This window comes from Spirillospora sp. CA-128828 (assembly GCF_050945415.1).
In the GTDB taxonomy this organism is placed as follows: domain Bacteria; phylum Actinomycetota; class Actinomycetes; order Streptosporangiales; family Streptosporangiaceae; genus Spirillospora.
The window spans coordinates 1,658,415-1,682,629 of record NZ_CP191986.1 but is presented as its reverse complement, the minus strand read 5'-3'; the positions used below and the strand labels follow the sequence as shown (position 1 = coordinate 1,682,629).

Sequence of the window (24,215 nt, the reverse complement as noted above, 5' to 3'; positions counted from 1 at the left end):
GTCACAGCAACCGGTACCGGTGTGCACGGCGAACCGCCTCGCCCCGGCGCGTCACCGCGAGCTTGCGGTAGATGCTCTTCAGGTGCGTCTTCACGGTGTTGACCGAGATGAACATTTCGGCGGCGATCTCGTCCGTCGTGAGCATCCTGGAAAGCAGGCGCAGCACCTCCAGCTCCCGTGCGCTCAACCGGCCGACGACGGCGGCGGGTGCCTCACCCGCGTCCGGTTCCGGCGGGTGGCGGGGCATGGTGCCGAGAGGGTCGATGAGCCGCCGGTGCGGCCGCAGCAGCTCCGGATCCTGGCGCAGCACGGGGAGCAGCCAGCTCCGGGCCATGGCGAACGGCAGCCTGATCTTCTCGCGCTCGCCCAGCCGCAGCGCACGCTCCAGCGAACGACGGCCCCGCGAACGGTCGTCCGCCCGGTAGGCCAGGTACGCGTCCAGCAGCCACGCCTCCACGCGGGCCGTCGCGGGCGCGGAGGACTCCGCCAGCACCGGACGGACCGCGCGCGACGCGGCCGCCGGTTGCCGTTCGTGCAGGTGAACGCGGGCGAGCGCGACGGCTCCCTCGGCACCGCCGACGTCCCGGGCCGCCGCCATCGCGGCCTCCGGCGCACCGCCCGCGGTCCGTGCCTCGGCCTCGACCAGCCGCATCCGGCGATGCAGCCAGGGCAGGGCGGCGGCGTCCTCGCCGATGGCGTCCAGCGCGGTCAGCGCCCGGTCGGGCCGGCCGGCGGCCATGTCCAGGCGGGCCGCGAGCAGATCGTGCAGGGCGGCGAGGAGACCGTCCGGGGACTGGTCGTTGGCCACGCGGACCTTGTCCAGCTCGTCCCGCGCCTCGTCCAGGCTGACGTCTTCGAGCGCCACCCAGGCGCAGGCGAGGTGAACCGCCGTGACCCGCCGCCCCGCGGGACTGGTGGAGACCTCGGGCAGCTGTCCCGCCCGCGTCGTCAGGTGGGACGCCCAGCGGAAGCCGCCCTGGAGCGCCTCCGCCAGCGCCAGCGCGCCCAGGCATCGCCGACGTTGAAGATCACCCCCGGCCTCGGCGGCGGGCAAGGCGCGCTTGAACTCCGCCCCGGCCCGGCCCGGCCGTCCGGCTCGCAGTTCCAGGAGCCCGTGCGCGTAGCGGACCAGTGCGTGCAGCTCCGGCAGCTCGCGCGACGGCGTGCGCGGAATGGCGTCGAGCAGCCGGTCCAGGTCGTGGACGAGGTCCCGCAGGTCCTCGTACCGCGTGGGGCAGTCGGCGACGAGCCTGACCAGTCCCGCGGTGAGCCGCGCCGGGACGGAATGGCCGTCCGGCAGGCCCGCCAGGAGACGTTCCGCGCGGGCCAGGTGCGCGGCGCAGGCCTCGTCGTCGCCTTGGTCGAGCGCCACCGCGGCGGCCACGAGCGGCGGCTCCGGCTCCGTCACTCCCGCGGCATGGCCGGGGATGCCACGCAGGAGCCCCGCGAGCGGCCGTCCGTCCGACAGGCCGAGCAGCCGACCGATCGCCAGCCCGTCGACCGTCAGCCGGGACGCATAGGGCCAGTCCCCCGCCAGCACCGCCTGCCGGACGGCCTCCTCCAGCAGCCCCGCGCGGCTGAACCACTGCGCCGCACGCCGGTGAAGCGGGGCCACGTCCGCCGGATGTTCGTGCCGCAGCGTCAGGTTCAGCGCCGCGCCGAGCACCGCGTGATAGCGATACCAGCCGTGTTCCAGCGGGACGACGAAGGCGTTCTCGCGGACCAGGCCCGCGAAGAGCTCGCCCGCCTCCGGCCCCGCGAGTTCCGCCGCCAGTTCCGCGTCGAAGCGCTCCGCGACGCTCAGCCTGAGCAGCAGCCGGCGGACCGCGGCGGGCTGGGCGTCCAGCACCTCCGCGACGAGGTAGTCGACGACGGCGTGGTCGTCCCCGGCGAACGCCGCGGCGAAGGCGTCCGGGTCGGGATGGCCCTCCATCGTCATGGCGGCCAGGCGCAGCCCCGCCGCCCAGCCCTCGGTCCGCTCGCGCAGGGCTCCGACCGAAGCGGGGCTCGCCGAGACCTTGTGGTGGGCGAGCAGCGTACGGATCTCCTCCTCGTCGAACGCCAGGTCCCCGCTCCTGATCTCGGCGACCTCACCGTTGAGCCGGTAGCGGTGCAGCGGCAGCGGCGGGTCGCACCGGGAGGTCAGCACCAGCCGCAGTACCGGACCGGCCGCCTTGAGGACGCGGGCCACGTCGCGGGCCAGATCGGAGCCCGCCGGCGGGTGGAAGTCGTCCAGCACGAGGACGACCGGAGCCACGCGGCCGGAAAGGGCGAAGGCGAGTTGTGCGCGGAAGATGTCGTGTTCCCGTGCGGAGCGTCGCGGAACATTGGCCACTTCCGCGCGTTCCAGCGCCGCGACCACGAGATCCCAGAACACGTCCGGGCGGTGGTCTTCCTCCTCCAGGGAGACCCAGGCGACCGGGCCGGGCGTCCTGCCCGTCGCCGCCCATGAGGCCGCCGCGACCGACTTGCCCGCTCCTGGAGGACCGGTCACGACCGTCAGCGGACCCCGGGTCCCCATTTCGAGCCGCTCCATCAGGCGGTCCCGGGTGATGACCCAATTGTGCCGGGCGGGGATGCACACCTTCGCTCTCGAGATCGGCGCCCCGCCTGCATTAATTCCGGCCACGGAACTAGACACTTTAGTTACCTATCCTGCGCTATGCCGCGATAGGTCCGCAAGAAACCCATAAATTGGGAAAGATAAGCACGGACGGGCCCGACTCCCTCCCGGTCCGGGATTGGGGTCGTCGATGTCGCAGTCCGGGGCCCTAGGGCCCTACGGGCCGGGCGCCGCGCTCCGTAGCGTTCCTGCTGATCAGTCGGGGACCGATCTTCATCGAGGAGCGAGACATGCGCCAGACTGTGATCTTGACCGGCCTCTCCGCCGCCGTGGTCGTGGCGGCGGGAGGGGTGATCGTGACGACCCTGCGCCCCGAGCCCCTGACAGCCACGTCGGCGGGCGCCCGGCAGGGCGACGAGGTCGTCGTTCACGTAAGCCCCGGAGGAGGGGCCGGGACGTCCGCCAAGCAGGGGAACACCGCCTCGTCCCTGGCGGAGGCGGAGAAGATCCTGGAGGACAAGAGGGCGTCCAAGGCCACGGTGCTCGTCAAGGGCGGCACCTACAAGAGCGAGTCGTTCGAGTGGCGGTACTCCCCGAAGGGCGGGGACATCACCGTCCGGCCCGAGTCGGGAACGGGCCGCGTGGTCTTCGACGGCGGCGGCCGCGACGGCTACTGGGCCACCGTGCGGCCCGGCGACGCGAAGATCCACTTCAGCGGGATGACCATCCAGAACTACACCGCGGGCGGCATCCTGTTCAGGGGCGACAAGGAGAGCCGCAAGAAGATCACCGGCGGTTCCGTCCGGAACATGACCTTCCGCAAGCTGGGCACCAAGTACGGCTCCGGTGTGGAGGGGTACGGCGCCGTCCACATGTACTACTCCTGGAACATGAAGATCGAGAAGAACAACTTCTGGAACCTGGAGAACGACACGGTCCTCAGCCGGATCCACGGCGTCTACTTCTCCAACGGCTCCGGGGACAACTCCGTGTCCGGCAACGCCTTCTACAAGGTCAGCGGCGACCCGGTGCGGGCCAGCGACGGTGCGAGCGGCAACCGGGTGACCGGCAACAGGTTCCAGACCACCGGCTGGTACGGCCTGTTCTCGTACTTCAAGTTCGACCGCGACCCGGTGTGCGGGAAGAACAACTACTTCGCCGGCAACACCTACGGGAAGGTGTATCCGCGCCCCGGCCGCAAGAAGAGCTTCAAGAACCAGCCCGTCGACTGGGACAACCGGGGAAAGCGCGGCGCCTGCAAGCCGGACCCGATCAAGGTCGGCCCGGGCAACCGGTACGCCCCGGGTCAGCGCATCAGCATGGTCGGTGGTGCGGGGTGACGAGCCCCTCCCCCAGGTCGTGATCCCGGCGACCTGGGCGGCCGCCGCACGGCGCGGCCCGGACCGCTCGAACGAGGCGGCCGACCTCCGGTCGGCCGCCTCGTCGCCGTCCGCTCAGTTGCCGGCGGGGGCCATCACCGGAACGAACGTGTAGCCCCAGATCGACGTCTTGGCGCAGGTGGTGTGGACGGCCTGGACGGTGCCCGGGTGCAAGGTGTCGATGCCCACGCACATTCCGCTCTGGCGGGTCTCGGCGGACAGCAGGTTGAAAAGAGGCGCCGGCCGGGACGTTCCATTGTTCGCCGAGGTCTGGCCCTCCGGTTTGGCCGTCTCCAGGTTGAAGCGCTGCAACTTGTTCTTGTTGTCGCAGGCATTCGGATGCAGGAGGGCGCCGTCCTTGGGGGCGTCCAGCGTGAGGCACCAGATCTGGTCTTCGTTCGTGTTGGCCTGGACGACATACGTACCGTTCGGGCGGGCTTCAAGCCGGAAGCGCTGCAGGCGGTCCTCGTCGTCGCACTTGTCCTGGGAAAGCGTCGGGTCGAGTTCGTTGTCAGGAAGGATCGTCAGGCATTCCCCGACCGACACGGCGCTCTCGGGTTGGATGGAGTACCAGCCCGTGCTCGGCGGGGCGGAGGCGGACAACTCGCCCTTGTGCTTGTTCTCCTTCCCTCCGGAGTCATCGCCGGCGAGCCCGTTCAGCATAGCCGCCCCGATCACCGCGACGGTGATGAACGCCGGCGCGGCCACGAGCGGGGTGAGAGGACGGCGCTTGCGCGACTGATCGCGCCTGCCGGAGCGATCGTCCTGGTGGGAGTGATCGCGCCTCCGCGAGTGGCCCTTGCGAGAGTGGACGCGCCTCGGAGGGGACTTGCGATGCCGGGGGAGGTGCTGGTTCGGCTGCTCTTCGGGCTGCGCCTGCTCGGGCGAGGGGGGCACGGGCGGCTCCAAAACGGCGGCGGGCTTGTCCGGAGTACCGGGATCGGCATTCGCCGACGCGACCCGCTCGTGCGCACGCATCCATTCGGCCTGAACCTCGGGCACACATCCGCACGCACTGATGAACGCCGACACCAGTTCCCGTCTTGGCAGACTACTGCCTCCGAGCAGACTGACCAGCCCTCCCGGGAAGAGCACGGGGGCGGTCGCCGTCCGGGCCTCAAGCTCCTGGAGGGTCAGTCCCGACCAGCGTTGGAGGTCCCGCATCACCGCGACGAACTCGGCGGGCGTACGGACGCCGTCCGGCCGTGGGACGGTCCTCCGCACCGGCATTCTCGACCCTTCTTGAGTGGAAATGCCGTTGATCGTGGGCATAGTAGCGACCTCCACTAAAGATGTGGCTAATGTTCCTATGTAGATGCCTGCGGTGACCGGTGCCTGGCCGGCGGAGCGAACTCGCGGAGGGCAGTCCGATGTCCGACCTCACCGACCGCGCCTCCGGGTCTTTGCGCGGGTCCGTCGAATCCCGGATCGGGACGACGTTCGTGCTGCTCATCCAGGTGCGGGTGCTGGTCGTCGGGGTGACGGTGCTGATCGACCAGCAGGTGCGCGGCGACTTCTGGGCGATGGCCGTCCTGGTCGTGGTGGCGCTGCTCTCCGGGCTGATGCTGCTCGGCTGGGAACGGCTCATCCCGCGGCTGTACGCGCAGCCGGCGCTGCTGGCCTGGGACGTGCTCGTCGGCTACGCGGTGCTCGAAGCGGGCGGGATCATCGGCCCCTACTTTCTGGTCACCGTGATCGCCGCCGGTCTGGCGGGGCTGCTGTACCGCTGGCCGACGACGCTGGCGCTGTGCCTCCAGCAGGCCGTCCTGTACTACGTGGCGCTCTTCCGGGGCGACGGCGCGGACGACATCCGACACAGCGCCGCGCTCCCGCTGCTCCTCGCGATGCCCGCGTTCTACGGGATCGGCGCCCTGGTCGGGACGGTGATCCGGCGGCTGTTCGACGAGCAGGCCGCGGCCGAGGAGGCGGTCTGGCGCTCGGAGGCGCTGGCCATGGCCGCCGAGGAGCGTTCCCGCCTGGCCCGGGAGATGCACGACTCGCTGACCGGCACGCTGTCCGGGATCGCGTTGACGGCGTCCAGCCTTCCCATGATCGTGCGCAGGTCGCCGGACCGCGCGGAGAAGGAGGCCCAGCGCATCTCGGCCGCCGCGCAGATCGCCACTCGGCAGGCGCGCTCGCTCATCGCCGAGCTGCGCGCCGACGCCGTGCAGCGCCCTCTGCACGTCGTGGTACGCGAGCTGGTCGCGGAGTGGGGGCGGACGGCCGGCGTCCAGGTGCGCGATCGCGTGCAGGACGGCGCCGACCTTCCGCTGCGCGCCCGGCACGAGACCGTGGCGATCATCAAGGAGGCGCTGGAGAACGTCCGGCGGCACGCCGGGGCCTCGGCCGTGGAGGTCGCCGTGAACGGCGGCCCGGAGGACCTGCGGGTGGTCGTCCGCGACGACGGCCGCGGCCTCCCCGGCCGGCCCGGCCGGGACGGCTGGCTGAACGCGCTCGCCGACGACGGCCACTACGGCCTCCTCGGCATGCACGAACGGGCACAGCGGGTCGGAGGAGAGCTCACCGTGGACTCGATCCCCGGCGGCGGCACCGCCATCACCGTCCGATTCCCCCGCACCGCCTCGACCGGGACCGCCCACGCGTCGCAAAGCCTCGTGGCCGGCGACGGCCGGGCCGGGAACGGAGCGGACGGGCGAGAGTCCGCCGGGACCGCGGCGGTGCTCGAACCGGACTGGGAGAACGCCCAGCCCGTGGACCGGAGAGGCCAATGAACGTTGACGTGCTGTGCCGGGTGCTGGTGGTGGACGACAATCCGTTCATCCGCTCCGGGCTCGCGCTGGCGCTCGAAGCGAGCGGCGAGATCGAGGTCGTGGGCGAGGCGGGCGACGGCCGCCGGGCCGTCGAACTGGCGCGGGAGCTGGTTCCGGACGTGATCCTGCTGGACGTCCGCATGCCGCATGTCGACGGGGTCTCCGCCGCCGCCGCGCTGAGCGAGATCGGCCGGGTCATCATGCTCACCCAGGTCGAGGAGCCCGAGGTGGTGCTGGCGGCCGTCCGGAACGGGGCCGTGGGCTATCTGGTGCACAACACCTTCACTCCCGAGGAGCTGTGCGCGGCGGTTCTGGAGACGGTCCGGCAACGGGCTCACCCCCTTTCCCGGGTGGCGTCGGCTGCTCTGATCGACGCCGCCCGGACGGATCCGGCCACCGTGTCGGCGGCGGCCGACCCGGCCGAGCAGCGAAAGCGTTTCGGACTTTCGGAACGCGAAGCCGAGGTCATGCATCTCATTGCCCAAGGACATCCGAACTCGACGATCGCGGCCAAACTATTTCTCACCGAGAAGACCGTCAAGAATTACATCAACCGAATCTACGCCAAACTCGGCTCCCCCAACCGGTCCACAGCCATTGTGACCTGGCTCGGAATGCCTCCGCAGGGCTGAGCGGCCCCACTGGATTGGGGTCCCTCAGGCCCGATACCAGGGCCCTAGGGCCCTAGGGCCCCGGAACGCGCGCACAGTAGATTTCCACCGAATTATTCGAGTGCCGAACGGCCGGAACGGGCGGCCGGCGCAATAGCTCGGTTCGGAGGTTTGCTGTGCCTTTCTCTTTCCGAAGACGAACCGTCGTCGTGGCGCTCACCACGGTGACCATCACGGTCTCGGCGTTCGCCGCCCTGCGCGAGAGCCCGGCCGACTTCGACCCGGCGTCCGACACCCAGCGGATCCCTCCCGGCGAAACGACCGTCTGGGACGTCCCCGACGGCTTCGAACCCCCCGACGGCGTCGGCCCCTCCGACAGCCCCGGAGGGCCTGAGAGCATCGCGCCCCCGCCCCCCGAGGAGACGGAGAAGCCCCGCCCGCCCTCCGGCGGGGCGACGGCGGCACAGCGCTATGGGTGGGGGACTCCGCTGGCGGCGGACGAGTTCAACACCACTCTCGACACGAAGGCGTGGGAGGTCTACAACGGCCCCGGACACGCCGGGAACGGAAAGCGCAGGCCGGAAGCCGTGACCGTGAAGAACGGGGCTCTGCGGATCACCGGCGGGCCCGACGGGACCACCGGCGGGCTCGGCTGGCACAAGGGCAGCCAGAAGCTGGGCCGCTGGGAGGCGCGGTTGAAGCTCAACCGCTCCTGCGCCTGCTACAACGCGAACATGCTGCTGTGGCCCGTCGGCGGAGGCGGCGGCACCGCACCCAAGGGCGGCGGCGGCGAGATCGACTACATGGAGACCTATGAGGACAACGGCCTCCGGACGGGCGCGAACTTCTTCCTCCACTACGACCAGAAGGAGGGGTCGGAGCAGAAGGGCCGGGAAGGCAACTCGGGCCGCGTCGACGCCCACACGAAGGTCGACCTCACCACCTGGCACACGTTCGCGGTCGAGTGGACCGCCAAGGAGATCAACGGGTATCTCGACGGTCGGCGCTGGTTCCACACCTCCAGGCGGGACGTGCAGCCGCCGGGCCCGATGGGCCAGGCGATCCAGCTCGACTGGATCCCCGGGCTGACGGACACGACCGCACCCGGCATCAACAAGAAGGCCGAGGCGATCCTTCAGGTCGACTGGATCCGCATGTACGGCCCCTGAACGAATTCGGGCGACGCCCACGCGGCGCCGGATCGGCGGGGGCCGACCCGGCGCCGTCACAGGTTAGAGCGGACGAGGGCCACGGCCTCCGGCAGGTGGCGTTCATCGGGGCGTCAGCGAATGATCTGCCACATGCCCTCGGCGTTGCGGCGCAGCACGAACTCCGACTGGAGGGTTCGCTCCGTCAGATTCCCCTCGGTCCAGCTCAGTCCCGAGAACGGCAGGACGGCGTCGCCGGATTTGTTGATCTTCCCGCCGTTGACCAGGATCTGGCTGAGCGCCTGCCGCTCCCTCGGCCTGAGGAAATGCGGCGTGTTCTTCACGCCCCTGGTGCAGTTGCCCCGTAGAGCCGGGCCGTTCACGAAGTCGCCGTCCTTCGCCACGTACCGGCATACCAGACTCTCCCCCTTCGCCTGCCCCTGGAGGAACGCCTTCAACGCGGCGCGCGCTCCTGGAAGCCCGGGCGTGGAACCCGGATCCAGTTCGAGAGGGTCGTTCGTCTCCGGCGGCGGCGTGGTCTTCAGCGCGGACTGCTTGGAAGACGGCCCCTGGGCCCCCTTGTCGTCCGAGCCGCCGCCGCAGGCGGCGGTGGTCAGCATTCCGACGAGGAGAAGGACACAACCGGCCGTTTTCCGGTAAGCCATCGAACGCCTCCCTGAGAGCCCTGAATCGACCGTTGATCATACTGTGCATTAACCAATTTCTGCAATCGCTCCAGAAGCTGCAATTTGGGCGGTGAACCGCGCCTGGAGAGCCATTTTCACCGGGCCCGCCTCTTTCGCCGCCGCCGATCTCGTTGGGCGGCGGCTCCGGCGCCGGCCGGAGCGGCGCCGCGAGGCCGCCGCCCGCTCCGCCACCGGCGAGACACATCACATCCCGGCGGCCGTCACATCTCGTCCGGCCGCTCCGTCAGTGAGGTGTAACAGTCACAACGGCAAGGGGATCATGATGGAAGCCCGCTTCAACTACTACGGCACCGCGGTAGCGACCAAGTACATGAAGTACCTCCAGTCGGCGGCCAAGGTCATCTCCGGCTCGGGGCTGCCGGTCGCGACCCAGCATCTGGTGGAGATCCGGGCCAGCCAGATCAACGGCTGCGCCGTCTGCACCGACATGCACACCAAGGACGCCGCGCATGCGGGAGAGACCTCGGTGCGCCTCAACCTGGTCGCGACCTGGCGTGAGGCCACGGTCTTCACCGAGGCCGAGCGGGCCGCGCTGGAGCTGGCCGAAGAGGGCACCCGCATCGCCGACACGGCCGGAGGCGTCACCGACGAGGTCTGGGCGAACGCCGCGAAGCACTACGACGACGAGCAGCTCGCCGGCCTGGTGTCCCTCATCGCCGGGATCAACAGCTGGAACCGCATGAACGTCATCACCCGGCAGCCCGCCGGCGACTACAAGCCCGGCCAGTGGGGGTGAACCGGCGACCCTGACCGCCCGCAGTGCATCCCTGACCGGGGTCCGGTGATCACCTCGGTGACCACCGGACCCCGGTCGGGATACGCTGGGATCCGGTTCGACTTTGGGTGGTCAATGTGTCCGAGCACAGCGCTGTCTACTATCCCGAGATCTTCAGCCCACAACGGCTGATCGGGCGGCGCACGTTTGATTTCACCCGGCAAGTGGCGGTAATGGCGATAATCAATCGCACTCCCGACTCTTTTCACGATCGCGGACGCACTTTCGCCCTGGACAAGGCGTTGACCGCGGCCCAGGAAGCGCTCGACGAGGGGGCCGACTGGCTCGATATCGGAGGTGTGCCGTTCGCCCCCGGGCCCGTGGTGAGCATCGAAGAGGAGATGGACCGGGTGGTGCCGGTCATCGAGGGCGCCCGGTCCCGCACGGACGCGGTCATCTCGGTCGAGACGTACCGTCCCGAGGTCGCGCGTGCGGCCTTCGACGCGGGCGCCGACGTCCTCAACAACACGAGCGGGCTCCATGACCCCGCGCTCGCCGATGTGGTCGCGGAGGCCGGCGCGAGTCTCGTCATCACGCACAGCCTCGCCGATCCCCGGACGCCTTACCCCCGTCCGCGGTATGACGACGTGGTGTCGGAGGTCGCCGAGTTCCTTCGCGAGCGGGCCGCCCTGGCCGAGAAGCACGGCGTGCCGGCGGACCGGATCATCATCGATCCCGGCCACGACCTGAACAAGAACACCTACCACTCACTCGAACTCACCCGCCGCCTCCCGGAGATCGCACGGATCGGCCACCCGCTGCTCGTGGCTGTTTCCAACAAGGACTTCATCGGCGAGACGCTGAGACGAGACCAGCGGGAAAGGGTCGAGGGCACGATCGCCACCCTCGTCGTCTCGATCCTGAGCGGCGCCCGCATCGTGCGCGTTCACGATGTCACGGAGGCGAGGCAGGCGGTGAACATGGTCGAAGGCATTCTCGGCTGGCGCCCTCCCGCCTACGTCCGCCACAACCTGGACTAGCCCTGCGCGATGCGGTAACGCAGAAACAGGTAGTTTCCGTCCTGGATCGCATGGCACAGTTCCATGCTCTGCATATCGATCACCGGGCCGTTCAGGATGCGTGCGGCGTCGCCGGCGGTGATGGTCGGGCTCAACGTCAGGCACAGCTCATGCAGCCAGCCGGCGGCGGCGACCTCGGCCAGAACCACCGGGCCGCCCTCGCAGAGTTGACGCTTGTAGCCGCGCCCCGCCAACTCGGTCAGCGCCTTGCCGATGTCCGCCGATTCGGCACCGCAGACGATGACCTCGGCTCGCTGCTCGGCCAACCGCCGCGTTTCCCGCGGGGCGCCCTCGCAGGTGATGACGATCGGCCGGTGCCGCGTCCGCGCGAAGATCGGGCCGTCGAAGTCGAGGTTCAGGCTTCGGGACACGATGGCCAACGGCGGCGCCGACTCGGGGAAGTCGTCGTACTCCCGGACGGTCGTGGCCCCCATGATCACGACGTCGGCGAGGCTCCGGAGCCGCCGCATGAGCTCCCAGTCGCCCCGGTAGCCGATCGCACCGGTGTTCCCCTTGTACTGAATGGCTCCGTCGAGGGTCGCGATCATGTTCGCCCGCAGCCACGGCGTCGTCTCCGGGTAGGCGTAGTTCTCCAGCATCGCGTCCACGTCCATCCGACCACTGTAGACAGCGCCGGCTTTCCTTCCCCGCCTCGGTCTGTGTGACGATCAAGGCCGGGCGCCCGGCCCCCGGCGCCCGCGGGAAGGAGTGATATGCCGCTGATCTCGATCATCACCGCGGTGCGCGAGCCGATGGCCGGCCACCTGCGGCAGGCCGCCGACGGCGTGGCCGCCCAGCGCCTCCCGGACGGCTGGGAACTCGAATGGCTCGTCCAGGAGGACGGGGAGACGCCGACCGCGCGCGACCTCTGCCCCGGCGCCCTCTATGAGGCGAACGGCGCCCAGCTCGGCACCGGAACGACCCGGAACTTCGCGCTGAGTCGCGCACGCGGCGAACTGGTGGCAGTGCTCGACCATGACGACGTCCTTCTTCCCGACGGCCTCGCGACGCTCATCCCCGCCTTCACCGAGCATCCCGGAATCGGCTGGGCGATCGGCCAGGCGGACGACCTGATCGACGGCCACCGCGTGCCCTATCCCCTCGCCTACCCGTGCGGCAGGGTCCCCGCCGGAACGATCGGCCGTCTGTACGAGGAGACCGGCCTGTGCCAAGCCGCCTGCGCCGGCCTCGTCGCCCCGACCGAACTGATTCGCGCGTTCGGCGGCTGGGGAGCCCTTCCCCGGGCCCAGGACGTGGCTCTGTTCATCGCGCTCAGCGAACTGCTCGACGGCTACCAGGAACCGGCCGTGACCTGGCTCTACCGAAAGCACCCCGGACAGAGCACCCACCCCACCAAGACCGACACATGGGGCGGCTATCAGGACCGCTTCATCCGCCAACGCCTGAACGCCGTCCGCAACGGCAATCTGCCGCCTCTCCCGGCCCTGGATTCGCTGAGCCCCGCCGGGGTCAGCCCGCCTGGAGCCGGCGGATCACCACGCCGATGAACTGCTCGGCGTGGACGAACCCGTAGTCGCGGGAATCCCAGCTGGTGGACGCGTTGTCACCCAGCACGACGAGGGCGCCCGGAGGCACGGTCGTCTCCCGGGACTCCCGCAGGTACGGCACCCGGTCCACCGGCACGGGATCACCGGCCACCGCGATCGCCCGCTTGATGAGCAGCGGGCCGTCCGGGTGCTCAGGCACCACCGGAACGGCGGGCGTCTCCCCGTCCGGGACGGGGACATGATCCGACGGTGGCTCGTCCAGCACCGGCGGCCGGATCCTGACCACCACGATCTGGCCCGCGCGCACGCGGCGGGTGCGGCTGACCAGGAGCCGGTCACCGGAGTGAAGCGCCGGCTCCATGCTGGGCCCGTCGACCGTGGTGACCAGGTACCGCCGGCGTACCCATCCGACGAGAACGACGGTCGCCACCAGAACGCCTCCGACGACGACCGCGAGCGTCGTCATCCGATGTCCTCGCGAGGCTGGGAGACCTCCTGGTACCCGGCCGCCTGGAGCCGGAACAGCCGGGCGTAGTGGCCGCCCGCCGCCATCAGGGTCTCGTGCGCGCCGAGTTCGGCGACGCGCCCGCCGTCGAGGACCGCGATGAGATCGGCCTCCCGGACGGCGCTGAGCCGATGCGAGATCAGCAGGCTGGTCCGGCCGGCCCGGTAGCGGCGCATCTGGCCGTGGACCTCGTGCTCGGCCTCCGGGTCGAGGCCGGAGCTCGGCTCGTCCAGAATCATCAGGTCCCGGCCGTCTCGGACGAAGGCCCGGGCCAGCGCGAGACGCTGCCACTGCCCGCCGGACAGCACGACCCCGGTGTCGGGGTCCTCCTTGTCGGCCTCCGAGAAGAACATCCGGGTCAGCAGGGTGTCATAGCCACTGGGCAGCCCGGCGAGCTTGTCGTGGACGCCGGCGCGGGCGGCCGCCTGCCGGATCGCGTCCGGCCGGTCGAGCGCACGGAGGTCGCCGACCGCGATGTTCTCCTTCGCGGTCATGTCGTAGTTCATGTGGTCCTGGAACACCGCGCTGATGCGGTCGCGCAGCGCGTGCGGCGGTATGTCCCTCAGGTCCACTCCGTCCCACAGGATGCGCCCGCGCGTCGGGTCGTACATCCGGCAGAGCAGTTTGACCAGCGTGCTCTTGCCCGCGCCGTTCAGCCCGACCAGCGCGACGGCCCAGCCGTGCGGGATCGTCAGGTCGACGCCGCGCAGCACCCACGGATGGTCGTCGCTATAGCGGAACCACACGTCCTGGAACTTGATACCCCGCCGCAACTCCGGAGCCTCGCCCGTGCCGGCGCTCGGCAGGTCCGGTTCCGCCCGGGTCACCGCGACGTAGTGGGTGAACATGAGCAGGCGGCCATGGGCGGTGGCGATGGAGGACGTCAGCAGGTCCAGGGCGGCCTGCACGCCGGCGACCGCGGCGACGAACATGGTGACGTCGCCGATCCCGAGCGTGCCGTGCCGTGCCGCCGTGATCGCCCACCACAGGCCACCGCCCGCCACCGCCGCGCTCAGCGTGGTGAGACCGCCCTGGGCGGCCAGCTCACGCCGGCTCATCCGCTGCTCGGCCCGGTTGCCGCGGTCGCGTTCGGACATCATCCGGGCGCGCAGGAAGGCGCCGACGCCGAACAGCCGGATCTCGGTGGCCGCCTCCACGTCGGTCAGCAGGCGGCCGTAGAAGAACTCGCGGCGATGGGTCTGCTCGATCGCCCACTGCATGGCCGCCCGGCTCCGCGACAGCAGCAGTTCGGCGACCATCGCCGGTATCGCGGCCGCCAGCACCAGCATCGTCATCATCGGGCTGATGACCAGCAGCGATGTGAGGAAACCGAGGAGGGACAGCATGCCGCGCGCGGTGCCGCAGACGGCGTCCACCAGGTATCCGGTGGTGGCGGTCGCCTCCTGCGCCAGGCGCAGCCGGTCCAGGAAGACCGGATCCTCGAACCGCCGCAGCCCGACCTGGCGTTCGGTCGCGGCGAACAGCCGGTCGGTCGCCCGGACCCCGGCGGCCCGGCCGGTCTGGTCGCGCAGGTACCGGCCGATCCCCGGGAGGGAAGCGGCGGCCAGTCCGGTCACCACCAGCGCGGCCGCCGGGCCCGCGACCGGGCCCTGCGCCGTCGTCAGCCGGTCGACCACCGTCTTCATCAGCCAGGCGGTCGCGATCGGCCCGGCGGCCTCGGCCAGGGTGAGCAGCAGGTAGCCGGACACCCCGCCGGGCGCCGACCGCCAGGTGAGCACGGTCGCCTCGGCCCCGGCGACGGCCAGTTCCCGTACATGGACGTTCCTTCTCACCAGCGTGGCCCGGCGTTCGGCGTCCTCATGCCGGGGTTTCGATGGGCAGGTCCTCCAGGCGTCCGCCCGCGGCCACCACCCGGCCCTCACCGTCGACGATGTACAGCGCCGGCGTCCAGGTGTTCTGGAAGGCGCGGCTCACGACGCCGCCGTCCTCCTCGGCGACGACGCGGGCCGCCGGTGAAAGGACCGCGACCAGTTCCGGGTCGTCACCGGTCACCACCGCGAGCCGGGGCAGCCCCGTCGTGAGCCGCGCGAACCGAGGGGCCAGGTCGTGGCACGGCTCGCAGCCCGCGGAGAAGAAGCCGACCAGCCCGATGAGGTTCTCGCGCGAGACCGGATCGCCTTCGGTGGTCGTCGTGGTGAACTCTCCGACCTGCGAGCCGGGTTCGAGGGCCGTCGGCGGCCCGGTGTCCCGCGGCCGCGTCGCGCCCTGCTCCCGCAGCCTGCGGACCAGGGCGAGCGTGAGGGCGAGGTTCAGCACGGACAGCAGCCCGATGAGGACGACGGCGGCGGCAAGGTAGGGCATCAGGGGTTCCTTGCGAACAGGTCGACGATGTCGTCGAGAGAGACGATCAGCACGGCTCCGACCAGCCCGGCCGCGGCGGCCACCGCGATCCCGCCCGCCGGCGGCAGGCCGCCGGGAGAAAGGCCGCCGAGCACGGCGCAGGTGAGCAGCGCCCCGTTGCGGACGAGATGGCGTGGACCGAGCGGGACGCTGGACGGGCCGAAGCAGCGGCAGGTGGCGCGGCGTCCGCGCCGGATCGAGGCCGCGATGGCGGTGCCGAAGACGGCCAGCAGCGCCGCGGCGAGACCGAAGCCGTACGGCGCCATGGGCTGCGCGATCAGCAGCGGCGGCACCAGCGACTCAAGCACGGTCGTGGTGATCGCCAGGAGCCGCGCATGCCCGGCCCACGCCGGTACAAGCGCGGGAACGGACCTGGCGAAGCCGTCGAAGTCGCGAAACTTGGAAACGGCCGACACGGCGAAGACCAGCCCGATCAGGCAGGCGCTCCCGATCCGCACGAATTCCATGCGCACTCCTCACAGAACGCCCCTCGCGGGCGGCGGCACCGCGCCGCCGCCCGCGAGGGACCTGACGTCACGGCGATCCGCAGGCACCGACGACGTAGTGACGGCACTGGCCGTCACAACAGACCTTCTTGTAGTACAAGCCACCGGAGCAGTAGTAGTAGGTCCTCTTGCAAGCGGCGGACGCGGTGGCCTTCGGGGCCATCCGCGCCACCAGGCGATCGACGAGACGGGCCATACGTGTCTCCTTCTCCCGGCCGCTGACGGCCGTGGACGCCGTGATCACGATCCGGACTACCGGATTACAGCACAACCGGGCACACGAGTGGTGGTCAAAAATGATCATTTCTCAGGCACACCTGCCCGGGTGGCCTCGGGGGCCCTACCGCCCCGCTCCCACCTTGTCGCCTGGGCCCTCTCCAGGACGGTCATCCTCGACGGGTCCCACCATTGGGGTCCGGCTGGCTAAGCCATCAGTTTCATTTCACAACCCAAAGGAAAACGATCATGCTCAAAACAACAGGGCAGGACACCCCCGGGGCCAAGCTCATCGAGGCTCTGAAACTCGCCGACCACGAGTGGAGTCCCGACGCGCTCACGGCCATGGAGAAGGCCGCTGCGGCGGATACCCATCTGTTCGTTCTCCTCAAGGAGGACGGCACCAGATCCCAGCTGTACCTGAACACGACGGTTGGCGTGCTCGGCCTGGACGACCTCTACAAGGTGGACCGCGGCCTGGAGGCCATCGTCACGGTCTCCAGGGGACGGGCACGGCGTCGGCGTTACCTGCGGCCGCTTTGCGAGCTTTCGTGGTGGAACCGGTTCATGCTGGTGCATTTCGAGGGGTACCCGATCCCCGCGAAGCTGCTCGACGAGCTTCGCAGGTCCCCGGTGACGCGCACGCTGAGCTGGGGAGAGCTCAACGGTCTCAACCTGATCAACGAACGCTTCCACCAGTTCGGCGATGAGGACCTGCTGGGCGGTGAAGGGCTCCCTCGTGAGGGGAACGTACGCTTCGACCAGCTCGCTGTGGAGGACCTGCTGCGCCGTGAAGGGCACCCTCGTGAGGGAACTGCCTGGGCCTTCTTCGGCCAGCTCGCCGAAGTGCGGAGCGAGCCTCGTCGGCCGGTCACCGCCGGTGAGCGGCTGAGCAAGGCGACCTGGGTGAAGCCGAGGGCGCTGCGGAGGCTGCTGCGGCTGGAGTCCGGCCCGGCGATCCGGCAACCGGAGGACCAGCCGCGTGATCGGCGCGGCATCACGCTGGTGACGATCGAGGCCTCCGGTACCACGATCACCGGGGTGAGCCTGAAGCAGGCCTGATACCGAGTAATCGTCGACCTCTCAGCAGAGGCCGGCCATGACCATCAACCTAGTCACAGGGCCCGGCACCTCCGCCGGGCCCTGTCCTTGTTCGGGCGGCCCCCGGCGTCAGCGCGGGCGCCAGGTGCCGGGGCGGGCGCGGAACAGGTCTTCTTGCCCGTCCTTGTCCAGGCTTCCCAGGTTGACGAGTGAGGGGGCCACCGCGAGGGCCTGCTGGCGGCTCAGGTCCCTGGCGGCCCAGACGGCGCGGACGGTTCCCTGGACGGCGGCGGGCGGGTGGGAGGCGATGACGGCGGCCACGCGGTCCGCGGCGGCGTGCAGTTCGTCGCCCGGGACGACCTCGGACACCAGGCCGATCTCGTAGGCGCGCCGGGCGGTGATCCGCTCGGCGGTCCCCGTGAGGGACATGCGCATCAGCTCCCCGAACGGCAGGCGCTGACTCAGTTGCGTGGGCTCGACCGCCGCGACCATGCCGTAGGAGACGTGGGGGTCGAAGAACGTCGCGTGCTCGGCGGCAATGACGAACTCGCTCTCGCCGAGCAGATGGAAGGCTCCGCCGCAGGCCATGCCGTTCACGGCGGCGATCACGGGCTTCCACAGGCCGGCGGATTTGGGGCCGAGGCGCTCGGACGGGTCGTCGGCCATGAACGGCGAGCTCGGCTGGGGGATCACCTCGGCCCGGTCGATGCCGGTGCAGAACGCCCGGTCCCCGGCGCCGGTCAGCACGACGACCCGGACCGCGTCGTCGAACCGCAGGCTCCGCCAGAGCCCGTGCAGCTCGTCGACCAGGGTGCGGTCGAACGCGTTGTGCCGTTCCGGCCGGTCGAGGGTGACCCATCCGACGCCGTCAGCGGCCCGGTAGCGCAGTGTCCGGAAGTCCGTCACCTGTCCTCCCACCGTGGTGTCCGTTCATCGTCGGTCATCTGACGACCTTTCAGCAAGACGCCTCCGGCGCTAATCTGACGGGTAGTCAGAAAGGGCGGGTGATCAGACCGTGCCGGAGCTTCCAAAGATCGTTTCCCGAGTGGGACCCAGGCGAGAGGGACCGGGATGCTGGATTACCTGATCAAGGGCGGGACGATCGTCGACGGGACCGGGAAGCCCGGGTTCACCGGCGACGTCGGGGTGCGGGACGGGCGCGTCACCGCGCTGGGGGCCCGCATCGACGAACCCGCGGCGGAGAACATCGACGCGGCCGGGCTGGTGGTGGCCCCAGGGTTCATCGATCCCCACACCCACTACGACGCGCAGCTGTGCTGGGATCCGTTCGCCACTCCGTCGAACGTGCACGGCGTGACGACCGTGATGAGCGGCAACTGCGGCTTCACCCTCGCCCCGTTGCGGGAGCGGGACGCCGACTACATCCGGCGGATGATGGCGAAGGTCGAGGGCATGTCCCTGGCCGCGCTCGAAACCGGGGCCGGCTGGAACTGGGAGTCGTTCGGGGACTACCTGGACGTCCTGGAGGGACGGATCGCGGTGAACGCGGGCTTCATGGTGGGGCACTGCGCGCTGCGCCGCTACGTCATGGGGCCGCGCGCGGTCGGCGGCGAGGCGGACGAGGCCGAGCTCGCGGAGATGGTGCGGCTGCTGCACGCGTCCATAGAGGCCGGCGGGATGGGGCTGTCGACCACCCTCTCGCACACCCATTCCGACGGGGACGGCGAGCCGGTCCCCTCCAGGTCCGCCACGCGCGAGGAGCTCATCGCGCTGTCCCGCGCCACCGGCGAGCACGAGGGGACCACGCTTGAGGGGGCGTTCGAGGGCTGTCTCGACACGTTCTCCGACGAGGAGATCGACCTCGTCACCGCGATGAGCGCCGCCGCCGGACGTCCGCTCAACTGGAACGTGCTGACCATCGACTCGCGCTCCCCCGACACGGTGCGGAGGCAGCTGGAGGCCTCGGCGGCGGCCGCGGCGGCGGGCGGCCGGGTGGTGGCGCTGACCATGCCGGTGCTGGTCCCGATGAACATGAGCCTGGGCACCTTCTGCGCGCTCAACCTCCTCCCGGGCTGGGGCAACATCCTCGCGCTGCCGATCGACCGGCGCATCACCGCGCTGCGCGACCCGCTCGTGCAGGCCGGCCTGCTGGAGCGCGCCCGCAGCCCTGAGGCCGGCGTCTTCCGCCGGCTGGCCGACTTCGGCAGGTACGTCATCGGCGACACCTACTCGGCCGAGAACGAGGGGCTCACGGGCCGGGTGGTGGAGGAGGTGGCCGCCGAGCGGGGGCTCGACCCCTTCCAGGCCCTGGTCGAGATCGCCGCCGCCGACGGGCTGCGCACCGTCCTGTGGCCGATGCCGCCGGACAACGACCCGGCGTCGTGGCGGCTGCGGCAGGTGATCTGGGAGAACGAGCACGTCACGCTGGGCGGTTCCGACGCCGGCGCGCACCTCGACCGGATGTGCGGCGCCCCGTACACCACCCGCTTCCTCGGCGACACGCTCCGGGGTCGCAGGCTGGTGTCGCTGGAGCGGGCGGTCCAGATGATCACCCGGGATCCGGCGCGACTGTTCGGCCTGCGCGGGCGCGGCACCCTCGCGGAGGGCGGGTACGCCGACATCGTGCTCTTCGACCCCGCGACGGTGGGCGCCGAGAACGCGCGGCTCGTGCACGACCTTCCGGGGGGCGGGCCCCGGCTGACGGCGGGCTCGACCGGCGTGGTCCGGGTCCTGGTCGGCGGGGTGGAGACCGTCCGGGACGGCGCCGCCACCGGTGCGACGCCGGGGACCGTGCTGCGGTCCGGCCGCGATACGGCCACGGTGACGACGTCCGGGGGGCTCTCGTGACGGGCGGGGACGGGCACGGCGCCCCGCTCGCCGGGGTCCGGATCGTCGAGGCGTCCATGCTCGGGCCCGGAGCGGTCACCACGCACCTGGCCGACCTTGGCGCCGACGTGATCAAGGTCGAGCCGCCGCACGGCGACTACATCCGCGAGATGACCTGGCCCATGGTGGAGGGCGTGTCGCTGATGCACCTCCACATCAGCCGCGGCAAGCGCAGCGTGGTCCTCGACCTGCGCCTGCCGGAGGGCCGGGACGTGTTCCTCGACCTGGTCCGGGGCGCGGACGCCGTCGTCGAGGCGATGCGGCCCGGCGGGCTGGAACGGCGCGGGCTCGGTCCCCGGGTGCTGGCCGAGGTGAACCCGCGGCTCGTGTTCTGCGGGATCTCCGGGTACGGGGCGACGGGCCCCTACCGGGATCTGCCCAGCCACGGGATCGCCTATGACACCTGGGCCGGTCTCGTCCAGCCGGAATCGGCCGGGGACGGTCACTGGGCGATCCCCGAACACCCTTCGATCGGCATCCACGCCGGTCCGCTGTACGCGGCGCTGGGCATCCTCGCGGGGATCCTCCGGGCCAGGGCGACCGGGACGGGCGGGGTCCTGGAGGTGGCGCAGTCGGACGCGGCCGCGTCGATGGACTGGCTGCGGAGCGAGACCTGGCGCGCCTACGAGCGGCCGGAGGACGAGGTCACCGGCAATCCGGCCGACGGGTACCGGCGGCGCGAGCCCGGGACGGCGGGAATGCGCCACGGCGTGCGCTACCAGTTCTACGCGACCAGCGACGGCCACGTCCTCTTCATGGCTTCCGAGCGGGAGCTGTGGCGCAACTTCTGCACGGGCGTCGGGCGCCCCGACCTGTTCGAACGGCATCCCGGATCGCGCTACGCCGATCACGCCGTCGGGGACACCGCGCTGCGGGACGCGCTGACGGAGATCTTCGCGTGCCGCAGCAGCGCGGAGTGGATCGCGTTCGGCGTCGAGCACAACGTGCCGATCGGCCCGGTGAACACGCCCCGCACGCTGGCCGGTGACCCGCAGTTCCAGCACCGCCTGCCGTGGATCCCGGCCGACCGCCTGGGCGCCGAGCAGCTGCCGAGCCCGATCCGGTTCCTCGACGAGGAGCCGCGGTCACCGCGGCACGCGCCCTCGCTGGGGGAGCACACCGAGGAGGTCCTGCGCGACGTGCTCGGCTACGGCGCGCCGGACATCGCGCGGCTGCGCGATGCCGGGGCGCTGGGCACCTGACCCGGGCGGGGCCGCGGTGAGATCGCCGGGCAGGTGCTATTGCGTAAATCTGACGACCCGTCATATTGTCGCTTCCACCGCGCCCTTGGAGGTGAGGCCATGGAACTCAGCCGAAATGACACGAGTTCTACGATCCCCCGCGACGATTCGGAGCCGGCGCCCGGCCGGGACCCCGAGCCGTCCGTCAAGATCCGGGCCACCGGCGTCGAACGCCGGTTCCGCCGTGGCAGGGCCCGGCTGCCGCTGCCCGGACGCCGTCCTGCCGCCGCCGGCGAGGTGCACGCGCTCGGACCGCTCGACCTGGGCGTCGCGACCGGCGAGTTCTGCTGCCTGGTGGGGCCGTCCGGCTGCGGCAAGTCCACGTTCCTGCGCCTGGTCGCGGGGCTGCTGCGGCCGAGCGCCGGACGCCTGGAGATCCGCGCCACCGCCCCGGACCCGGCGGCGATGATCTTCCAGGACTACGGCATCTATCCCTGGAAGACGGTCCTGGCCAACGTGCGCTTCGGCCTGGACGTCCAGGGTGTCCCGCGCAAGGAGGCGACGGCGCGGGCCCGGGACTGGCTCGGCCGCATGGGCCTGACCGACTTCGCCGACTCCTACCCCGCCGCGCTGTCGGGCGGGATGCGGCAGCGGGTGTCGATCGCCCGCGCGCTCGCCGTGGAGCCGGAGATCTTGCTCATGGACGAGCCCTTCGCCGCGCTCGACGCCCAGCTGCGCACCATCCTCCAGGAGGAACTGCTGGCGATCTGCAACGCCGACCGGCGCACCGTCCTGTTCGTCACCCACAGCCTGGAGGAGGCCATCGTCCTCGGCGACCGGGTCCTGGTGATGAGCGCGCGCCCCGGCCGGATCCTGGCCGAGCGCGTGCCCCCGTTCGGCCGTCCGCGCAGCGGGGACGTCCGCAACTCCCCGGAGTGCGCGGAGCTGAAGGCCGAGCTCTGGCACCTGCTGCGAGGAGAGGTCGAGCCCTCCGAGAGGACGAGCCGATGACCGCGCCGAGCAAGTCCGACGCCCCCGCGGAACGGTTGATCGTGCGCGAGCCGGGTGCCGCCGAACGGTCCCCGGCACGTGCCGCCGCGCGGCGGCGGGCCCTGGAGATCGGCCTTGCGATCGCCGTGCCCGTCGTCCTGATCGCGCTGTGGCAGCTGGCCTCGGCACGCGGCTGGATCGACGCCAGGGTCTACCCGGCGCCGTCCACGATCGCCGCGAACGGATGGGAGCGCGCGGTCGACGGCGAGCTGTGGCCGGACGCGTGGGCCACGACCCGCCGGGTCGTCCTCGGCTTCCTGCTGGGAACGGCGGTCGGCATGCTGCTCGGCCTGCTCATGGGGACCTCGCGGACGGTGCGCGCCGCGCTGGAGCCGCTGCTCGACGCCCTGTACGTGGTCCCGAAGCTGGCCCTGCTGCCGATCTTCCTCAACATGTTCGGCCTCGGCGAGGGGCCGCAACTGGCGCTGGTCGCCACGACCGTGTTCTTCTTCGTGTGGATCTCCACCATGACGGCGATCATGGCCGTGCCGGAGGGCTACCGGGAGGCGGGCGCGGTGTTCGGCGCGAGCCGTCGGCAGATGTTCCGGCACGTGCTGCTGCCCGCCGCGCTGCCGCAGATCCTGGTCGGCACGCGGATCGCGGCCGGCGTGTCCGTCCTGGTCATCGTGGCCGCCGAGTTCGTCGCCGCCACCGACGGCCTGGGCTACCTGATCTTCAACTCGCGTTCGCTGTTCCAGAACGACGTGATGTACGTCGGCATCGTCTGCGTCGCCGTCCTCGGCGTGGTCTTCTCGGAGATCATCCGGTTCGCCGGGCGGCGCCTCACCCCCTGGGCGCCCGATGACCGCGACCGCGTCCGCACCTGACCGCCGTTCCTCTTCCGGCCACCCCACCACCAGCCGCTTCGGCAGCGGAGGACACCCATGAGATTTCCCGCAACCGTCCCGGTCATCGCCGCCCTGGCGCTCACCGCCGCCGCGTGCAGTTCGGGGGCGACGACCTCGGCCGAGCCGCGCAAGGCACGCCCCATCACCCCGGTCGCCGGGTGCGGCGCGGGCTCCTGGAGCGATCCGGCCGAGCTGGCGCAGGACCGCAAGCCGGCGCGCTGCGACAAGGGCACGCCCGCGGCCAGGCCCCTGGCCCGCAAGACCAAGATCACGGTGGCGGCGAGCACCGGCTCGGCCGAGTTCGTGGCGCCCGTCAAGCTGGGCATCGCCAACGGCGAGTTCGGCAAGGAGAACCTGGAGGTGGAGTTCAAGCAGCTGGGCGTCGCCGACTCGATCCCGCTGCTGGCCAAGGGCGAGGTCGACGCGATCTGGTCGGCGCCCGAGGCGGCCTTCTTCAACGGCATCGACCAGGGGTTCGAGCTGCGCTGGGTGCTGGGCAACTTCGCCCCTGGCGCCGGGTCCAAGTCCGGCCTGTGGGCGCGCGTCCCGCAGGGCACCGCACCGGACGCCCTCAAGTTCGGCGACGGGACCCCGGTGGGCACGCTCATCGGCAAGGGCAGCGTGATCATGTACCCGATGCGGGAGGTGCTGCGCAAGCACGGCACCGACCTCAAGAAGGTGCGCTTCACCGGCCTCGGCGGGCCCGCGGACGTCGTTACCGCGCTCGACAACGGCGGCGTGAAGGCGGCATGGGTGGTCGACCCGCTGTGGAAGCAGCTGGACGGCAAGCCCGGGATGGCCTTCCTCGGCGGGCAGCCGCACGGCGAGCCGCTGGGCGGCATGATCTACGGACCCAGCATGCTGCGGGAGAACCCCGACGCGGGCGTCGCCTTCGTCCGCGCCCTCATCCGCATCTACAACACCTACTTCGCCGGCGACTACAAGAAGGACCCCGCGCTCATCAAGCAGCTGTCCTCGGTCCTGGGCCTCAAGCCCGAGATCCTCAACGCCGTGCCTTCCTCGCAGTGGGACTGGGAGATCCGCAAGGACACGGCGGAGCGGTTGCAGCAGGCGTTCATCGAGGGCGGGGCCCTCGGCAAGGCCGTGCCCGAGAGCGAGGCCGTCGACCGCACCCTGTACGCCGAGGCGGTCGGTCACAAACCCTGAGCCTCGATCTCG

23 protein-coding genes are annotated in these 24,215 nt (G+C 70.9%); 13 read left to right on the top strand and 10 right to left on the bottom strand.

The genetic code is table 11. The features are described from left to right. Position 1: 1 nt before the first annotated feature. Positions 2-2,536, bottom strand: coding sequence for a LuxR C-terminal-related transcriptional regulator (locus ACQPXG_RS08615; RefSeq protein WP_433467086.1), 2,535 nt, complete (start codon positions 2,534-2,536; stop codon positions 2-4). A 317-nt stretch (positions 2,537-2,853) separates the two neighbouring features. Here ACQPXG_RS08615 and ACQPXG_RS08610 point away from each other — a divergent pair, with 317 nt between their 5' ends. Continuing rightward, complete coding sequence (locus tag ACQPXG_RS08610; RefSeq protein ID WP_433467085.1) at positions 2,854-3,903, top strand: right-handed parallel beta-helix repeat-containing protein; 1,050 nt, start codon at positions 2,854-2,856, stop codon at positions 3,901-3,903. A gap of 114 nt (positions 3,904-4,017) precedes the next feature. On the opposite strand, the gene ACQPXG_RS08605 is transcribed toward ACQPXG_RS08610, so the two are convergent. Further along, positions 4,018-4,974 carry a hypothetical protein gene (locus ACQPXG_RS08605; protein WP_433467084.1) on the bottom strand — a complete coding sequence of 319 codons (957 nt, stop codon included), beginning with the start codon at positions 4,972-4,974 and terminating at the stop codon, positions 4,018-4,020. A gap of 338 nt (positions 4,975-5,312) precedes the next feature. On the opposite strand from ACQPXG_RS08605, the gene ACQPXG_RS08600 reads away from it, so the two are divergent. The 3 genes from ACQPXG_RS08600 to ACQPXG_RS08590 all read left to right on the top strand — a co-directional run bounded on the left by ACQPXG_RS08600 (position 5,313) and on the right by ACQPXG_RS08590 (position 8,493). Beyond that, complete coding sequence (locus ACQPXG_RS08600) at positions 5,313-6,674, top strand: sensor histidine kinase (RefSeq protein WP_433467083.1); 1,362 nt, start codon at positions 5,313-5,315, stop codon at positions 6,672-6,674. 20 nt (positions 6,675-6,694) lie between these two features. Then, a complete protein-coding gene (locus ACQPXG_RS08595; protein WP_433467082.1) occupies positions 6,695-7,345 on the top strand; it encodes a response regulator in 651 nt (216 codons plus the stop codon). Positions 7,346-7,500: 155 nt separating this feature from the next. Then, entirely contained in the window at positions 7,501-8,493 is a 993-nt protein-coding gene (locus ACQPXG_RS08590) for a glycoside hydrolase family 16 protein (protein WP_433467081.1), read from the top strand. 113 nt (positions 8,494-8,606) lie between these two features. On the opposite strand, the gene ACQPXG_RS08585 is transcribed toward ACQPXG_RS08590, so the two are convergent. Beyond that, positions 8,607-9,092, bottom strand: coding sequence for a hypothetical protein (locus ACQPXG_RS08585; protein WP_433467080.1), 486 nt, complete (start codon positions 9,090-9,092; stop codon positions 8,607-8,609). A gap of 346 nt (positions 9,093-9,438) precedes the next feature. Between ACQPXG_RS08585 and ACQPXG_RS08580 the strand changes: the two genes are divergently transcribed. Continuing rightward, positions 9,439-9,915 carry a carboxymuconolactone decarboxylase family protein gene (locus ACQPXG_RS08580; protein WP_433467079.1) on the top strand — a complete coding sequence of 159 codons (477 nt, stop codon included), beginning with the start codon at positions 9,439-9,441 and terminating at the stop codon, positions 9,913-9,915. A gap of 212 nt (positions 9,916-10,127) precedes the next feature. Then, positions 10,128-10,934: a dihydropteroate synthase gene (gene folP, locus ACQPXG_RS08575; RefSeq protein WP_433467078.1), complete on the top strand. Its 807-nt coding sequence runs from the start codon at positions 10,128-10,130 to the stop codon at positions 10,932-10,934. On the opposite strand, the gene ACQPXG_RS08570 is transcribed toward folP, so the two are convergent. After that, positions 10,931-11,587, bottom strand: a complete 657-nt coding sequence (locus ACQPXG_RS08570; RefSeq protein ID WP_433467077.1) for a dihydrofolate reductase family protein — start codon at positions 11,585-11,587, stop codon at positions 10,931-10,933. The genes folP and ACQPXG_RS08570 overlap by 4 nt on opposite strands. A 99-nt stretch (positions 11,588-11,686) precedes the next feature. On the opposite strand from ACQPXG_RS08570, the gene ACQPXG_RS08565 reads away from it, so the two are divergent. Next, the gene (locus ACQPXG_RS08565) at positions 11,687-12,481 is read left to right on the top strand and encodes a glycosyltransferase family 2 protein (RefSeq protein WP_433467076.1); all 795 of its coding nucleotides are present in this window, start codon (positions 11,687-11,689) and stop codon (positions 12,479-12,481) included. Here ACQPXG_RS08565 and ACQPXG_RS08560 read toward each other — a convergent pair. From ACQPXG_RS08560 to ACQPXG_RS08540, 5 genes are all read right to left on the bottom strand, one after another. After that, positions 12,444-12,947 (bottom strand): S26 family signal peptidase, encoded by a 504-nt coding sequence (locus tag ACQPXG_RS08560; RefSeq protein ID WP_433467075.1) that lies wholly within the window; start codon positions 12,945-12,947, stop codon positions 12,444-12,446. The genes ACQPXG_RS08565 and ACQPXG_RS08560 overlap by 38 nt on opposite strands. Then, positions 12,944-14,779 (bottom strand): ABC transporter ATP-binding protein, encoded by a 1,836-nt coding sequence (locus ACQPXG_RS08555; protein WP_433467074.1) that lies wholly within the window; start codon positions 14,777-14,779, stop codon positions 12,944-12,946. Before ACQPXG_RS08555 ends, ACQPXG_RS08560 begins: the two co-directional genes overlap by 4 nt. A 25-nt stretch (positions 14,780-14,804) precedes the next feature. Beyond that, positions 14,805-15,308 (bottom strand): TlpA family protein disulfide reductase, encoded by a 504-nt coding sequence (locus ACQPXG_RS08550; protein WP_433467073.1) that lies wholly within the window; start codon positions 15,306-15,308, stop codon positions 14,805-14,807. Beyond that, positions 15,308-15,814: a MauE/DoxX family redox-associated membrane protein gene (locus tag ACQPXG_RS08545; protein ID WP_433467072.1), complete on the bottom strand. Its 507-nt coding sequence runs from the start codon at positions 15,812-15,814 to the stop codon at positions 15,308-15,310. Before ACQPXG_RS08545 ends, ACQPXG_RS08550 begins: the two co-directional genes overlap by 1 nt. A 67-nt stretch (positions 15,815-15,881) precedes the next feature. Next, complete coding sequence (locus ACQPXG_RS08540) at positions 15,882-16,097, bottom strand: hypothetical protein (protein WP_433467071.1); 216 nt, start codon at positions 16,095-16,097, stop codon at positions 15,882-15,884. A 221-nt stretch (positions 16,098-16,318) separates the two neighbouring features. Here ACQPXG_RS08540 and ACQPXG_RS08535 point away from each other — a divergent pair, with 221 nt between their 5' ends. Continuing rightward, on the top strand, positions 16,319-17,131 hold the full coding sequence (locus tag ACQPXG_RS08535; RefSeq protein ID WP_433467070.1) for a hypothetical protein: 813 nt from the start codon (positions 16,319-16,321) through the stop codon (positions 17,129-17,131). Positions 17,132-17,239: 108 nt separating this feature from the next. On the opposite strand, the gene ACQPXG_RS08530 is transcribed toward ACQPXG_RS08535, so the two are convergent. Next, positions 17,240-18,016: an enoyl-CoA hydratase/isomerase family protein gene (locus tag ACQPXG_RS08530; RefSeq protein WP_433467069.1), complete on the bottom strand. Its 777-nt coding sequence runs from the start codon at positions 18,014-18,016 to the stop codon at positions 17,240-17,242. Between the two features lie 165 nt (positions 18,017-18,181). On the opposite strand from ACQPXG_RS08530, the gene ACQPXG_RS08525 reads away from it, so the two are divergent. The 5 genes from ACQPXG_RS08525 (at position 18,182) to ACQPXG_RS08505 (ending at position 24,203) form a co-directional block, all read left to right on the top strand. Continuing rightward, positions 18,182-19,918, top strand: coding sequence for an N-acyl-D-amino-acid deacylase family protein (locus ACQPXG_RS08525; RefSeq protein ID WP_433467068.1), 1,737 nt, complete (start codon positions 18,182-18,184; stop codon positions 19,916-19,918). Continuing rightward, positions 19,915-21,159 carry a CaiB/BaiF CoA transferase family protein gene (locus ACQPXG_RS08520; RefSeq protein ID WP_433467067.1) on the top strand — a complete coding sequence of 415 codons (1,245 nt, stop codon included), beginning with the start codon at positions 19,915-19,917 and terminating at the stop codon, positions 21,157-21,159. Before ACQPXG_RS08525 ends, ACQPXG_RS08520 begins: the two co-directional genes overlap by 4 nt. A gap of 99 nt (positions 21,160-21,258) precedes the next feature. Continuing rightward, positions 21,259-22,149, top strand: coding sequence for an ABC transporter ATP-binding protein (locus tag ACQPXG_RS08515; protein WP_433467066.1), 891 nt, complete (start codon positions 21,259-21,261; stop codon positions 22,147-22,149). Next, entirely contained in the window at positions 22,146-23,015 is an 870-nt protein-coding gene (locus tag ACQPXG_RS08510; RefSeq protein WP_433467065.1) for an ABC transporter permease, read from the top strand. The genes ACQPXG_RS08515 and ACQPXG_RS08510 overlap by 4 nt, the downstream gene beginning before the upstream one ends. A 57-nt stretch (positions 23,016-23,072) precedes the next feature. Beyond that, on the top strand, positions 23,073-24,203 hold the full coding sequence (locus ACQPXG_RS08505) for an ABC transporter substrate-binding protein (protein WP_433467064.1): 1,131 nt from the start codon (positions 23,073-23,075) through the stop codon (positions 24,201-24,203). Positions 24,204-24,215: the final 12 nt, after the last annotated feature.